Source organism: Pseudomonas sp. B10 (assembly GCF_900156235.1).
Lineage (GTDB): Bacteria > Pseudomonadota > Gammaproteobacteria > Pseudomonadales > Pseudomonadaceae > Aquipseudomonas > Aquipseudomonas siliginis.
The window spans coordinates 5,349,314-5,362,582 of record NZ_LT707063.1 but is presented as its reverse complement, the minus strand read 5'-3'; the positions used below and the strand labels follow the sequence as shown (position 1 = coordinate 5,362,582).

At 59.5% G+C, this 13,269-nt stretch carries 11 protein-coding genes and 4 tRNA genes; 6 read left to right on the top strand and 9 right to left on the bottom strand.

Annotation, left to right across the window (positions count from 1 at the left end; all coding sequences use genetic code 11):
• Positions 1-105 precede the first annotated feature (105 nt).
• Together BXA01_RS24370 and BXA01_RS24365 are read right to left on the bottom strand one after the other, a co-directional pair.
• The gene (locus tag BXA01_RS24370; protein WP_016773733.1) at positions 106-561 is read right to left on the bottom strand and encodes a YkvA family protein; all 456 of its coding nucleotides are present in this window, start codon (positions 559-561) and stop codon (positions 106-108) included.
• A 292-nt stretch (positions 562-853) separates the two neighbouring features.
• Entirely contained in the window at positions 854-1,570 is a 717-nt protein-coding gene (locus tag BXA01_RS24365; protein ID WP_076566750.1) for an FKBP-type peptidyl-prolyl cis-trans isomerase, read from the bottom strand.
• 269 nt (positions 1,571-1,839) lie between these two features.
• Here BXA01_RS24365 and BXA01_RS24360 point away from each other — a divergent pair, with 269 nt between their 5' ends.
• Positions 1,840-3,651 carry a di-heme-cytochrome C peroxidase gene (locus BXA01_RS24360; protein ID WP_076567812.1) on the top strand — a complete coding sequence of 604 codons (1,812 nt, stop codon included), beginning with the start codon at positions 1,840-1,842 and terminating at the stop codon, positions 3,649-3,651.
• Entirely contained in the window at positions 3,648-4,817 is a 1,170-nt protein-coding gene (locus tag BXA01_RS24355; RefSeq protein WP_076566748.1) for a catalase family protein, read from the top strand. The genes BXA01_RS24360 and BXA01_RS24355 overlap by 4 nt, the downstream gene beginning before the upstream one ends.
• Before the next feature lie 89 nt (positions 4,818-4,906).
• On the opposite strand, the gene BXA01_RS24350 is transcribed toward BXA01_RS24355, so the two are convergent.
• From BXA01_RS24350 to BXA01_RS24335, 4 genes are all read right to left on the bottom strand, one after another.
• Positions 4,907-4,983: transfer RNA gene (locus BXA01_RS24350), tRNA-Asp, on the bottom strand.
• Positions 4,984-5,002: 19 nt separating this feature from the next.
• A tRNA-Val gene (locus tag BXA01_RS24345) sits at positions 5,003-5,078 on the bottom strand.
• A gap of 190 nt (positions 5,079-5,268) precedes the next feature.
• Positions 5,269-5,345: transfer RNA gene (locus BXA01_RS24340), tRNA-Asp, on the bottom strand.
• 19 nt (positions 5,346-5,364) lie between these two features.
• Positions 5,365-5,440 (bottom strand) — tRNA-Val (locus tag BXA01_RS24335).
• A gap of 159 nt (positions 5,441-5,599) precedes the next feature.
• Here BXA01_RS24335 and rdgC point away from each other — a divergent pair.
• The 3 genes from rdgC to sugE all read left to right on the top strand — a co-directional run bounded on the left by rdgC (position 5,600) and on the right by sugE (position 8,065).
• Positions 5,600-6,520, top strand: a complete 921-nt coding sequence (gene rdgC / locus BXA01_RS24330) for a recombination-associated protein RdgC (RefSeq protein WP_024012190.1) — start codon at positions 5,600-5,602, stop codon at positions 6,518-6,520.
• Positions 6,521-6,664: 144 nt separating this feature from the next.
• Positions 6,665-7,630, top strand: a complete 966-nt coding sequence (locus BXA01_RS24325; RefSeq protein WP_041479525.1) for a bile acid:sodium symporter family protein — start codon at positions 6,665-6,667, stop codon at positions 7,628-7,630.
• Between the two features lie 120 nt (positions 7,631-7,750).
• Entirely contained in the window at positions 7,751-8,065 is a 315-nt protein-coding gene (gene sugE, locus BXA01_RS24320; protein WP_024012188.1) for a quaternary ammonium compound efflux SMR transporter SugE, read from the top strand.
• 103 nt (positions 8,066-8,168) lie between these two features.
• On the opposite strand, the gene BXA01_RS24315 is transcribed toward sugE, so the two are convergent.
• The 3 genes from BXA01_RS24315 to BXA01_RS24305 form a co-directional block, all read right to left on the bottom strand.
• The gene (locus tag BXA01_RS24315) at positions 8,169-10,040 is read right to left on the bottom strand and encodes an MFS transporter (RefSeq protein ID WP_076566745.1); all 1,872 of its coding nucleotides are present in this window, start codon (positions 10,038-10,040) and stop codon (positions 8,169-8,171) included.
• A 96-nt stretch (positions 10,041-10,136) separates the two neighbouring features.
• Complete coding sequence (locus BXA01_RS24310) at positions 10,137-11,288, bottom strand: TDT family transporter (RefSeq protein WP_076566742.1); 1,152 nt, start codon at positions 11,286-11,288, stop codon at positions 10,137-10,139.
• Positions 11,289-11,402: 114 nt separating this feature from the next.
• Positions 11,403-12,590 carry an MFS transporter gene (locus tag BXA01_RS24305; protein ID WP_076567810.1) on the bottom strand — a complete coding sequence of 396 codons (1,188 nt, stop codon included), beginning with the start codon at positions 12,588-12,590 and terminating at the stop codon, positions 11,403-11,405.
• A 103-nt stretch (positions 12,591-12,693) separates the two neighbouring features.
• Between BXA01_RS24305 and BXA01_RS24300 the strand changes: the two genes are divergently transcribed.
• Entirely contained in the window at positions 12,694-13,236 is a 543-nt protein-coding gene (locus BXA01_RS24300; protein WP_076566739.1) for a TetR/AcrR family transcriptional regulator, read from the top strand.
• Positions 13,237-13,269: the final 33 nt, after the last annotated feature.

The window sequence follows — 13,269 nt, the reverse complement described above, 5'->3', positions numbered from 1 at the left end:
CCGTAGGACAACACCACTTAGCGAGTCGGCACTTTTCCCTAGAAGTGTAATCCTAACAGCGGCTAAGGTCGCGAGTGGTATCTATCTGTAGGCAGTCTTGGTCAGTCAGGGCTTTTTCGGGCCTTGCAGCTGCAATTGTTCAGGGGTATCGGGGAGGCGTTCAACCACCGCCAGCTTCTCGGGTTGCTGACGCTTGCGCCACAGGCGGAAGGCGTTGAGTTCGTCATCGAGGGTTTTCATCAGCCAGGCGAGGACAGCGATGTCATCGAGCATGCCGAACATGGGGATGAAATCCGGAATGGCATCCACCGGGCTGAGGAAATACATCAGGCCCGCCACCACCGAAATCAGCGACTTGGCACTGATCGCGCGATACTCGCCACGCCAGTAGGCCAGGCACAGCGACTGCAGCAAGCGCAGATCATCCTTGAGTTTGCCCAGGCGATTGCCTTGCGCGGCGCCTTTGCTGGCCACGGCAAACAACAGGGTCGGCAGGCGTCCACGGGCCAGCAGGCGACCGGCCAACGGCAGGAATCGAGCGAAATTCCACGGAGCTTTCATCTATTCTTCCCGTTGAAATGTTATCCACACAAATTGTGGATAACCTTGTGAACAGAGCTGCATTTCAGCGCTGAGAGCCCCGTTTCATAAGGGCTGCGCTCAGATCGGGCGTTTTTTACTCACATAAAAAAGCCCAATATTTCATTGACTTGGCAGCTCAGGGCGTCTAGCGCGGGTAGCCTCAAAGCTATGACTGTGCTGATCGCTGTCAGTTCGCTCTGTTTACCTTTCCTGACCTGCAGATGCAACAACGCCCCGCATAAGCGAGGCGTTGTTTTCGAGCCGTTGCGTGTTACTTGGCAGCGGCTTCTTCTTTGGCTGGATCCTTGATGGCCAGCAGTTCCAGGTCGAAAACCAGAACCGAGTTGGCCGGGATTGCCGGGCTTGGCGACTGAGCGCCGTAAGCCAGATCGCTAGGGATGTACAGTTTGTACTTCTCGCCAACGTGCATCAGTTGCAGACCTTCAACCCAACCCGGGATCACGCCACTGACTGGCAGATCGATCGGGCTGCCGCGCTCGACGGAGCTGTCGAACACGGTGCCGTTGGTCAGCTTGCCGGTGTAGTGAACAGTTACGACGTCGGTCGGCTTAGGCTGTGGGCCATCGGCTTTCTTCACTACTTCGTACTGCAGGCCGGAAGCGGTGGTGGTTACACCGGCTTTCTTGCCGTTTTCTTCGAGGAATTTCTTGCCGGCGGCTGCCGACTCTTCGCTCATCTTGGCCATACGCTCTTCAGCACGCTTTTGCAGCGAGGCGAAGGCTTCGACCAGTTCTTCATCTTTCAGCTTCTGTTCTTTCTTGCCAACGGCATCTTCGATGCCCTGGGCTACCGCTTTGGAGTCCAGATCATCCATGCCTTCCTGGGCAAGGCTTTTGCCCATGTTCAGGCCGATGCCGTAGGAAGCTTTTTGCGCCGGGGTTTTCAGCTCTACGCTGGTCTGCGAGTCACAACCCGCGAGTACCAGGCTAACCAGGGCTACCGCCGCCGCCAACCGATGCTGTTTCATGCTATTTCCTTGTTCATGCGCCGAATGGGCAATCGAGTAAAGCCGCGAGCTTATCAGGCCGCCACGACCAATGGCTACCGGCATGAGAGCAGGAATCTTCCGATAAGTTCAGGGATTAAAACGCATTTGGGCAACGGCTGGATGAAGCTTCTGTCATCCGTGGACGACAAGGCTCGTCGGCTCACGGCTCAACATCTGGCGTAATGGCCACTTGCCCAGCCAGCGCCGCTCAGGCATAACAGCGCAACAATTCGACAAGGATGTTCAACTTGCGCCTCTTATCCCGCGTTCTCGCGCTGCTGATCGTGCTGGCGGTAATCGCCCTCGCGGTGATTGTCTATTACGTCGCCAACCCGAAATTGCCCTTCTACACCCCGCCGCAACAGGTACGTTACCTGGATCAATGGAGCGAAGCGCAACGCCAGACCTACTATTTCACGCCGCAGGGCACGCAAGTCAAAGGCCTGCGTTACGAGTGGTTTGAAGCGCTGGAACTGCCCTTCTCCGAACAGCGCTTCGCCTCCCCTGAATATCTCGCCCGTTTCGGCTTCCTGGTCGACCCGCAGCAGAAAGCGAGCGCGAACAACCCCGGCAACCTCCCCGTCGGTTTTGCCCGGCACCAGAATCCTGGCAATGTCTCGGAGCACTATCTGGACATCACCTGCGCCGCTTGCCACACCGGCGAGTTGCGCTTCAAAGGCCAGGCCGTGCGCATTGATGGCGGCACCGCACAACACGTGTTGCCTTCCAGCGTTCCTACATTGCGCGGTGGCAGTTTCGGACAGGCCCTGGTCGCCAGTCTCGCCTCGACTTACTACAACCCGTGGAAGTTCGAGCGCTTCGCCCGTCAGGTGCTCGGAGATGATTACGAAGCGCGCCGCGAACAATTGCGCAGCGAGTTCAAGACCTCGCTGAACACCTTCGTCAAAGTGGCCTGGAACGACACCCATCGCGGCCTCTATCCGACCGAAGAAGGACCGGGGCGCACCGACGCGTTCGGCCGGATTGCCAACGCGACGTTTGGCGATGCGATTTCCCCTGCCAACTACCGTGTGGCCGATGCCCCGGTGGATTACCCGCAGCTGTGGGACATGTGGACGTTCGACTGGGTGCAGTGGAACGGCTCGGCTCAACAGCCAATGGCGCGCAATATCGGCGAGGCGCTCGGCGTCGGTGCCACGCTGAATTTCTTCGACGCCAACGGTCAGCCGCTGCAAGGCGCTGCGCGCTATCCCTCCAGCGTGCGCGTGCGCGATCTGCACGCTATCGAAGAAACCTTGCAGCAGTTGAAGCCGCCGACCTGGCCGGAAGATCTGTTCGGTGCGATCGACAAGCCGCTGGCCGCCAGAGGCCGCGCGCTGTTCGCGGAAAACTGCGCCGGCTGCCATGTCCCGCGCCAATCCCAAGAAGGCGAACGCTGGGTGCAGCACCTGCACATGATTCCCGTGGACGTGATCGGCACCGATCCGAATGCGGCCAACAACGTTGCCAGTCACCGTTTCGACTTGAGCGCACTGCAATGGGATGTCAATGAGCTGAAAAAGATGGACGTCAAACTGCACCCCGAACCCAAGGAGCCGCTTGATCTGAGCCAATTGTCGGTGGCCAAGGGCCTGGCTTACGTCACCGCGTTCGTGGAAAACCGTGCCTATCGCGACGCGCAGATCACGCCGGAAGAAAAACCGCGCATGGACGGTTTCGGCCTGCCGATCGGCGTGCGCGAGAAGGTCGCTTACAAGGCTCGACCGCTGGCTGGCGTGTGGGCGACTGCGCCGTTTCTGCACAACGGTTCGGTGCCAAGCATCTATCAGTTGCTGTCACCGCAGGATGAGCGCGCCACCACCTTCTATAAAGGCACGCTCGAATACGACCCGCACCACCTCGGCTATCGCACCGAACCTTTCACCAACGGTTTTCTGTTCGACACGCGCATCAGCGGCAACCATAACAGCGGCCACGAATTCCGCGCCGGCGCTCGCGGCAACGGGGTGATCGGCCGCCTCCTGCAACCCGAGGAGCGCTGGGCGTTGCTCGAATATCTGAAAGTATTGGGCGGACCACTGGAGGCGCAGTTGCCATGATCATGCCGACATTCAAAAGAGAACTGCCGCCACTCGCGCGTTTCTGGCTCTGGTTGGGGCGCTTGCTTGGCAAGACGCTGCTGATCCTGCTGGTCATCGCCCTGCTCGGCTGGGCCATCGCCACCGCGTGGTTTGCCTGGCAGCATCGCGGGCCGGTGTCGGCGCAGGAACAGATTCCAGCAGGCGAAGCGGCGATGACCCAAGACGTCATCCAAACCGCAGTGCGCATCGTCGACCAGCACCGCGAACCCACGCGTTATCTGCGCGATGCCCACGCCAAAGCGCATGGCTGCGTGAAGGCGCAAGTGCAGGTGTTACCGGAACTGGCGCAATCGCTGCGACGGGGTGTGTTCAGCGAGCCGGGCAAGACCTGGCAGGCGCTGATCCGGTTGTCCAACGGCAATGCCTATCCGCAATTCGACAGCATTCGCGATGCGCGCGGAATGGCGATCAAGTTGCTTGAGGTTCCTGGCACGCAACTGCTCGGCAATCGCCAGGAGCAGCATGAACAGGATTTCGTGATGTTCAGCCATCCGAATTTCTTTGTCAGCGATGTCGCCGAGTATCGTCAGAATGTGGCGGCGCAGGCTGACGGCAAGAGGGTCATGGCGTTTTTTCCGACATGGGATCCGCGCACCTGGCAGGTCCGTCATCTATTCATCGCGTTGGCAACCCTGTCAGCGCCGCCGGACAGTCCGACCGAGACCACATATTTCTCGGTATCGCCCTACAAGTTCGGTGAGGCCAATGCGAAATTCCGCGTCGTGCCGGATCCGGAGCGTTGCCCGGCGTATACGCTGCCCAAACAAAATCACGACTTGCCGAATTTCCTGCGCAGCGCATTGAATCAGCAGTTGTCGACGGATCGGGTGCCGGCGTGCTTCGCCTTGCAGATCCAGCGCCAGGACGCGAACAAGTACATGCCGATCGAGGACACCAGCATTGAGTGGCGTGAGCAGGATGCGCCGTTTGCAACGGTGGCGCGGATCACCCTGCCCGCGCAGGACTTCGATACGCCGGCGCTGAATCTGCAATGCGACAACCTGTCGTTCAATCCGTGGTTCGGCATTGAGGCGCATCGGCCGATTGGCGGGATCAATCGCTTGCGCAGGGCGGTGTATGAGGCAGTGAGCGATTATCGGCATGCCCGCAATGCGGCGCAGTAGCGCGGCGATTTCATAAATCGCAGACAGCAAAAAGCCCGCACTAGGCGGGCTTTCCGTGGTGTCTGGCGTTCAGTTCCAGATACCGAATATGGCGCAGCGGACGGGACTCGAACCCGCGACCCCCGGCGTGACAGGCCGGTATTCTAACCGACTGAACTACCGCTGCGCGAAACGCTTGAAACGAATGGTGGGTGATGACGGGATCGAACCGCCGACATTCTGCTTGTAAGGCAGACGCTCTCCCAGCTGAGCTAATCACCCTTCGCTTCGTTACGGGGCGCATTATGCCACAAGTTTTCGTAAAGTGTTGATTTAATTGAATATTTTTCAAAAAAATCTGAAAACCGGTGAAACGATACATCCCGCGGGTACAACCTTGAGACAGAAAAAAACCCGCATCAGCGGGTTTTTCCGTGGCGACCTGGCGTTCAGTGGTCCAGGTTACCGAATATGGCGCAGCGGACGGGACTCGAACCCGCGACCCCCGGCGTGACAGGCCGGTATTCTAACCGACTGAACTACCGCTGCGCTAAACACTTGAAACGAATGGTGGGTGATGACGGGATCGAACCGCCGACATTCTGCTTGTAAGGCAGACGCTCTCCCAGCTGAGCTAATCACCCTTCGCTTCGGTGTGGCGCGCATTCTACGGAGCACCCCAACCTCTGGCAAGCACTTTTTTAAATAATTTTCCGAGGTCTTCCAAAGGCTTAGAGAAGGGTTGGCCTATGCCCCGGCGAAGACAATAATGCCCCCCTTTGTATAAAGGAGTGACTCGCCCCATGTGGTTCAAGAACCTGCTGATCTATCGCCTGACCCAAGACCTGCCTGTCGATGCCGAGGCGCTGGAAACTGCACTGGCGACCAAACTGGCGCGGCCGTGTGCAAGCCAGGAGCTGACCACTTACGGTTTCGTCGCACCGTTCGGCAAAGGCGAAGATGCGCCGCTGGTGCACGTCAGCGGCGATTTCCTGCTGATCTCTGCGCGCAAGGAAGAACGTATTCTGCCGGGCAGCGTCGTGCGTGACGCGGTCAAGGAAAAGGTCGAAGAGATCGAAGCCGAGCAGATGCGCAAGGTCTATAAGAAGGAACGCGACCAGATCAAGGATGAAATCATCCAGGCGTTCCTGCCGCGCGCATTCATTCGTCGCTCGTCGACCTTCGCCGCGATCGCGCCGAAACAGGGCCTGATCCTGGTCAACTCCGCCAGCCCGAAACGCGCCGAAGACCTGCTGTCGACCCTGCGCGAAGTGATCGGCACCCTGCCCGTGCGTCCGCTCACCGTAAAAATGGCACCGACTGCGGTGATGACCGAGTGGGTCACCACGCAGAAAGCCGCCGACGATTTCTATGTGCTGGACGAGTGCGAACTGCGCGACACCCACGAAGACGGCGGCATCGTCCGTTGCAAGCGTCAGGACCTGACCAGTGAAGAAATCCAGCTGCATCTGAGCACCGGCAAAGTCGTCACTCAGCTGTCGCTGGCCTGGCAGGACAAACTGTCGTTCATGCTCGACGACAAGATGACCGTCAAGCGCCTGAAATTCGAAGATCTGCTGCAGGATCAGGCGGAACAGGACGGTGGCGACGAAGCTCTGGGCCAACTGGATGCCAGCTTCACCCTGATGATGCTGACCTTCGGCGACTTCCTGCCGGCACTGGTTGAAGCGTTGGGTGGGGAAGAGATGCCGCAGGGGATCTGACTCTGACGAGCATCTAACCTGTGGGAGCGACCCTGCTCGCGAATGCGGTGCGCCAGTCAACATTAATGTGTCTGGCTCACCGCATTCGCGAGCAGGCTCGCTCCCACAATGTTTTGTGGTGTAACCAAAAATAAGGATCAAGCCATGCGCGCACTGGCTGCACTCAGCCGCTTTGTCGGCAATACCTTCGCTTACTGGGTTCTGATATTCGCCGTCGTGGCCTTTCTGCAACCGGCGTGGTTCATCGGCCTGAAAAGCGCGATCGTACCGCTGCTGGGTCTGGTGATGTTCGGCATGGGCCTGACCCTCAAACTCGACGACTTCGCTGCCGTCGCTCGCCATCCGTGGCGGGTGGCGCTGGGCGTGGTTGCGCATTTCGTGATCATGCCCGGTGTGGCGTGGTTGCTCTGCCAGGTGTTTCACCTGCCGCCGGAAATCGCCGTCGGCGTGATTCTGGTCGGTTGCTGCCCGAGCGGCACCTCTTCAAACGTGATGACCTGGCTGGCACGCGGTGATCTGGCGCTTTCCGTGGCGATTGCCGCGGTCACTACCCTCCTCGCCCCACTACTGACCCCGGCACTGATCTGGCTGCTGGCCTCGGCATGGTTGCCGGTATCGTTCATGGAGCTGTTCTGGTCGATCCTGCAAGTGGTGCTGCTGCCGATCGTTCTCGGCGTGGTCGCGCAGCGTCTGCTCGGCGACAAGGTGCGGCATGCGGTGGATGTGTTGCCGCTGGTGTCGGTGGTCAGCATCGTGATTATCGTCACCGCCGTGGTCGCGGCGAGTCAGGCGAAAATCGCCGAGTCCGGCCTGTTGATCATGGCCGTGGTGATGCTGCACAACAGCTTCGGTTACCTGCTCGGCTACTTCACCGGGCGCCTGTTCGGCTTGCCTCTGGCTCAGCGCAAGTCGCTGGCACTGGAGGTCGGCATGCAGAATTCGGGACTGGGCGCGGCATTGGCCAGTGCGCACTTTTCGCCACTGGCGGCGGTGCCGAGCGCGCTGTTCAGCGTCTGGCACAATATTTCCGGAGCACTGCTGTCGACGTACTTCCGGCGCATGAGCGAAAAAGAAGATCGCGACAACCTCGCACAACGGGCTGCCGATTGAGGCTGAAAACTTGATCCCCGGGTTAATGCTCGTCAGTATATTGCGCAACGCGGGGACGACCCTGCGGCTCGCTCGAGTCATTCATCTGGGGACGACCCCGTCAATCGATGGAGGTCCTGCATGTCCTGGATCATTCTGTTTTGCGCCGGCCTGTTCGAAGTCGGCTGGGCCGTCGGCCTGAAATACACCGACGGCTTCACCCGCCCGCTCCCCACCGCCCTGACCGTTGCCGCCATGGCTATCAGTCTGGGTCTATTGGGCTTGGCGATGAAGGAATTGCCGTTGGGTACGGCGTATGCGATCTGGACCGGTGTCGGTGCCGTGGGTACGGTGATCGCCGGGATCATTCTGTTTGGTGAATCGATGGCGTTGATTCGGCTGGTCAGTGTGGCGTTGATCGTTACCGGGTTGATCGGGCTCAAGGTCAGCGCTTAAGCCACCGGCCCCATCGCTGGCAAGCCAGCTCCCACAAGATTGGTGTACACCATCGAACCTGTGGGAGCTGGCTTGCCAGCGATGAGGGCCGTCCAGTCAACAACTATCTAACAGCCCCGCGCAACTCCCCCACCAACACCTGCAACTTCGCTGGCTCAGTCCCTTCGGTAATCGCCGGCCCGGCCACCAGCGTCACCCGCGACCACAGGCGATGGAACAAGCCCTTGTTCGGATCGCGACTGAAGAAACTCCCCCACAATCCTTGCAGCGCCAGCGGAATCACCGGCACCGGCGTCTCCTCCAGAATGCGCGTCACGCCGCCACGAAACTCGTTGATCTCGCCATCGGCGGTCAATTTGCCTTCCGGGAAAATGCACACCAATTCGCCGTCCTTCAGATACTGAGCGATGCGGGTGAAGGCTTTTTCGTAGATCTGGATATCTTCCTGGCGTCCGGCAATCGGAATCGCGCCCGCCGTGCGAAAGATGAAGTTCAGCACCGGCAGGTTGTAGATCTTGTAGTACATGACAAAGCGAATCGGCCTACGCACCGCCCCGCCGATGAGCAAGGCGTCAACGAACGACACGTGGTTGCACACCAACAGCGCCGCGCCCTCGTCCGGGATCGCTTCAAGGTTGCGGTGCTCGACGCGGTACATGGAATGGCTGAGCAGCCAGATCATGAAGCGCATGCTGAATTCCGGAACGATCTTGAAGATGTAGGCGTTGACGCCGATGTTCAGCAGCGACACCACCAGGAACAGTTGCGGGATCGACAGCTTGGCGACGCTGAGCAAAACGATCGAAACAATCGCCGACACCACTATAAACAACGCGTTGAGAATGTTGTTGGCGGCAATCACCCGCGCCCGTTCGTTTTCAGCCGTACGCGACTGGATCAGCGCGTACAGCGGGACAATATAGAAGCCACCGAAAATGCCCAGGCCAAGGATGTCGATCAACACCGCCCAGGTGTGAACGAAGCCCAGCACGGCAATCCAGCTATGGCCGGTGACGCTGTCCGGGATTCCCCCGGAATGCCACCACAGCAACAGGCCGAACACGGTCAGGCCAAACGAGCCAAACGGCACCAGTCCGATCTCGACTTTGCGCCCTGAGAGTTTCTCGCAGAGCATCGAACCCAGCGCGATGCCCACCGAGAACACGGTCAGGATCAGCGTGACCACGGTTTCGTCACCGTGCATCCATTCCTTGGCGTAGGCCGGGATCTGCGTCAGGTAGATCGCCCCGACGAACCAGAACCACGAGTTGCCGACAATCGAGCGCGACACCGCAGGCGTCTGGCCCAGACCGAGTTTCAACGTCGCCCAGGACTGACTGAAGATATTCCAGTTCAGGCGCATTTCCGGCGACGAGGCCGCCGCGCGCGGAATGCTGCGGCTGGCCAGATAACCCAGCACGGCAATGCCGACGATCGCTGCGGAGACTACCGGCGCGTAGTGCTCGGTGGACATCATGATCCCGGCGCCGATGGTGCCGGCGAGAATTGCCAGAAACGTGCCCATTTCCACCAGACCGTTGCCGCCGACCAGTTCATCGTCGCGCAAGGCCTGCGGCAGGATCGAATACTTCACTGGGCCGAACAACGCCGAGTGCGTGCCCATGGCGAACAGTGCCACCAGCATCAGCGACAGATGATCGAAGAGGAAGCCGATCGATCCTACGGCCATGATGGCGATTTCCGCGAGCTTGATCAGACGGATCAGCGCGTCCTTGGCGAATTTTTCCCCGAACTGCCCGGCCAGCGCCGAGAACAGGAAAAACGGCAGGATAAACAGCAGCGCGCAGAGGTTGACCCAGATCGACCGATCGCCCTCGATGGTCAACCGATAGAGGATGGCGAGGATCAACGACTGCTTGAACACATTGTCGTTAAACGCGCCGAGCGACTGGGTAATAAAGAAGGGCAAAAAGCGCCGGGTGCGCAACAGGTTGAACTGTGAGGGGTGACTCATCTTCCGTGTTTCCTGATGTTAGGTAGTGAGGCCTGGGTGCTTGTTATTGGAATCCCGCACCACGATCCAGGCCACACCTTACCTAAACTTTTCGGATTATTTCTTCAAACCTGCAATACACGGCGAGACAAACAGCTCGCCACGCCACGCGCCCTGCACGGTGCGCTTGCCGACGATCAGCCACATTGCCGCCAACAAAATCACCAGCGCCGTACCGAACACACTGAAAAATGTCAGGTTGAGGATACTTGCCAGTTTCAGCGTCGCCAGCGAATACACGCCCAACGGGAAGGTGAAGCCCCACCAGCCGAGGTTGAACGGAATACCGTCACGCAGATAACGCACGGTGATCAACAGCGCCATCAACATCCACCACAGACCAAAACCCCACAGCGTGATCCCAGCGACCAGACCCAGGCCCGAAGCGATTTCACCGACGCCGGGCAGACCATTCGCGGCAAAAATCGCTGGTGCCTCACCGCCCAACAGCAACATGCCCAGCGCACCGGTGCCGATCGGACCGAGGGCCAGCCAGCTCGACGCGGCCATGTTTTCGTGGGGCAGTTTGTGCAAGGCCATGCGCAACAACAGGATGGTCAGAATGCTGAACGCCACCGGCAGCGAGAATGCCCAGAGCACATAGCTGGTGGTCAGTACGACGAGTTGCCCATGGGCGTCGGGCAGATGCGGGGCGAGCAGGCCGCCGCTGGCCGCTGCCACTTCCGCCGCCACTACCGGCAGCAACCAGACCGCGGTCATCTGATCGATGCTGTGTTCCTGACGGGTAAACATCATGTACGGAATCAACACACCACAGGCCAGCGACATCGCCACATCGATCCACCACAACACTTCAACAAGTTGAATAACACCGTCGCCCCAGCGCGGCAGGCCGAACAACAGAAAGCCGTTAATGATCGTCGCCAGGCCCATGGGAATGGTGCCGAAGAACATCGATACGGTGGAATGGCCGAAAATCCGCCGCGCCTCGTCAAAGAACAAAATCCAGCGCGCGGCGTAGGCAGCAGTAAACAAGCTGAACAACAGAATGTTGAACAGCCACAGCCCCTCGGCCACGACGCGTAATCCGGGAATGGCAAGCGGCAACTGGGCCAGCGCCAATGCCAGCACACCGGTGCCCATGGTTGCGGCGAACCAGTTCGGCGTGAACTGGCGGATCACTTCACGCGGATGCTGAAGCTGGCTGAAAGGTTTGTAGCCGGGGGTGACGCTGTTGGGGCAAATCATCATGAACTCCTGTCCTCTGGTGAGGTTGAGTCCATGGTAGATCCGAATCGAATATCGATATAACGGGTAATATCTCTAACTGTTATCTGTTTCGCAGATAAGCGTCCACACGCGCTAAGGAGCGCTGCAAACTCTGCCCGTCTGCGGACGCAGACTGAGTACCAGCGCAGCAACGGCCAGCACGATCAACACAACGCCGTAACCGTCGGTGGTCGCCAGCAGTCCAAAGTTGCGCGCCAGATACCCGGCCAGCAACGCCGGCAAACAGAACGCCAGATAACTGAGCACGTAATACGCCGACATCAATCCGGCTCGCTCGTGTGGCGAGGCCAGCGACACCAGACTGCGCACCGCACCGAGGAAACCCGAACCGAAGCCGCAACCGGCGACCAAGGTGCCAAAGAAAAACAGCGACAGACTGGCGCCATGCACACCGAGCAGGATCAGGACCAGCCCGATTGGCAGCAAGCTCGCGCCCAGCCGCAACGCCTGAGCGGCCGGACGATTGCGCATCATGAAAATCATCAACGCACCGGTCACGGTGAGCGCCGCGACCGTAGCGCCGCCGATCAGATTGGAGGTAGAGCCAGTGGCGGTGCGCACCAACGACGGTGCCAGCGAGGCATAAAAACCACCGAGCGCCCAGGTTGCGGTGTTCAGTGGCAGCACCCGCCACAACGTTGAACGCGCTTGCACCGGCACGTGCAGGGTCGGTCGCAACGAGGCCAGCGCCCCACCTTGCCGCGAGACACTTTCCGGCAGGCGCCAGACATAAACGCCCTGCAACACGAACAACGCCAACAGCAACCAATAGGTCAGCTGCAACGGCGCCGGTGCGAATTCTGCCAGCAAGCCACAGCCCAAACCGCCCAAAGCCATCCCGAGTAACGGCGCGACACTGTTGATCAGCGGCCCCTGCTGACGGTCGGTGTCGAGCAGCGTTGCACTCAATACGGCAGTGGCCATGCCGGTGGCGAAACCTTGCAGCACCCGTGCGCTGATCAACCACGACACGCTGTCGGCATAAATGAACAGCAGCATCGCCAGCGCATTGAGCAGCACGGCACTGAAGATCACCGGTTTGCGTCCGAGATGGTCGGAAAGCGAACCAACCGTCAGCAACGCCGCCAACAGACTGAAAGCGTAAACGGCGAAGATCAGCGTCAACATCGCTGCCGAGAAACGCAGCTGATCCTGATACAAGTGATACAACGGCGTCGGAGCGGTGGAAGCGGCGAGAAAACTGAGTAAGGTGATCGCCAGAAACCACAAGCTGGACCGGTGGGAAGCGACACTATTCAAGGGGCTGGTCATGGGCATACTCCGCAAAAGCTAATTTTTTGCTTTTGCGCAGTGTGCTACCGCCCAGCGCTTAAAGCAAATTCTTTGTGTTAAGGTCTGCCGCATGGCTATTAAAGAAGGTTTACGCCCCGGTGGCCGCAGTGCCCGGGTGCAGGAGTCGATTCATTCGGCGGTCAATGCGCTGCTGCAAGAGCAGGAACGTTCCACCGTGACCGTCCCGCAGATTGCCGCCCGCGCGGGGGTTACGCCGTCGACGATCTACCGCCGCTGGGGTGATCTTGCGGCGTTGCTGGCGGACGTCGCCCTCGCCCGCATGCGCCCGGACAGCGAGCCGGCGAACACTGGCAGCCTGCGCGGCGATATCCGCGCCTGGGCCGAGCAATATCTCGACGAGATGAGCTCGGAGGTCGGGCGCAACATGATGCGCGATGTGCAGGCCAGCGCTACGCCGGGCTATTGCGTGGCGATCATTGGTGCGCAGTTGCAGACCATTGTCGATCGCTATCCGGATGAAAACACACCGAGTGTCGATCGCTTGATCAATCTGGTGGTGGCGCCGGTGGTGTTCCGGATTCTGTTTTCGGCCACGGCGCTGGAGGTGGCTGAGTTGCATCGGTTGATCGATATTGCATTGCGGCAGGACTGACGCCTCGCGAGCAGGCTCGCTCCCACAAGGGAA

What these genes read in the sequence shown, in the direction of transcription:
- BXA01_RS24310 (WP_076566742.1), bottom strand. Translation starts at nt 11,288, where the DNA reads ATGATTTGCCCCAACAGCGTCACCCCCGGCTACAAACCTTTCAGCCAG.
- sugE (WP_024012188.1), top strand. Translation starts at nt 7,751, where the DNA reads ATGTCCTGGATCATTCTGTTTTGCGCCGGCCTGTTCGAAGTCGGCTGG.
- BXA01_RS24370 (WP_016773733.1), bottom strand. Translation starts at nt 561, where the DNA reads ATGAAAGCTCCGTGGAATTTCGCTCGATTCCTGCCGTTGGCCGGTCGC.
- BXA01_RS24300 (WP_076566739.1), top strand. Translation starts at nt 12,694, where the DNA reads ATGGCTATTAAAGAAGGTTTACGCCCCGGTGGCCGCAGTGCCCGGGTG.
- BXA01_RS24365 (WP_076566750.1), bottom strand. Translation starts at nt 1,570, where the DNA reads ATGAAACAGCATCGGTTGGCGGCGGCGGTAGCCCTGGTTAGCCTGGTA.
- BXA01_RS24355 (WP_076566748.1), top strand. Translation starts at nt 3,648, where the DNA reads ATGATCATGCCGACATTCAAAAGAGAACTGCCGCCACTCGCGCGTTTC.
- BXA01_RS24315 (WP_076566745.1), bottom strand. Translation starts at nt 10,040, where the DNA reads ATGAGTCACCCCTCACAGTTCAACCTGTTGCGCACCCGGCGCTTTTTG.
- rdgC (WP_024012190.1), top strand. Translation starts at nt 5,600, where the DNA reads ATGTGGTTCAAGAACCTGCTGATCTATCGCCTGACCCAAGACCTGCCT.
- BXA01_RS24325 (WP_041479525.1), top strand. Translation starts at nt 6,665, where the DNA reads ATGCGCGCACTGGCTGCACTCAGCCGCTTTGTCGGCAATACCTTCGCT.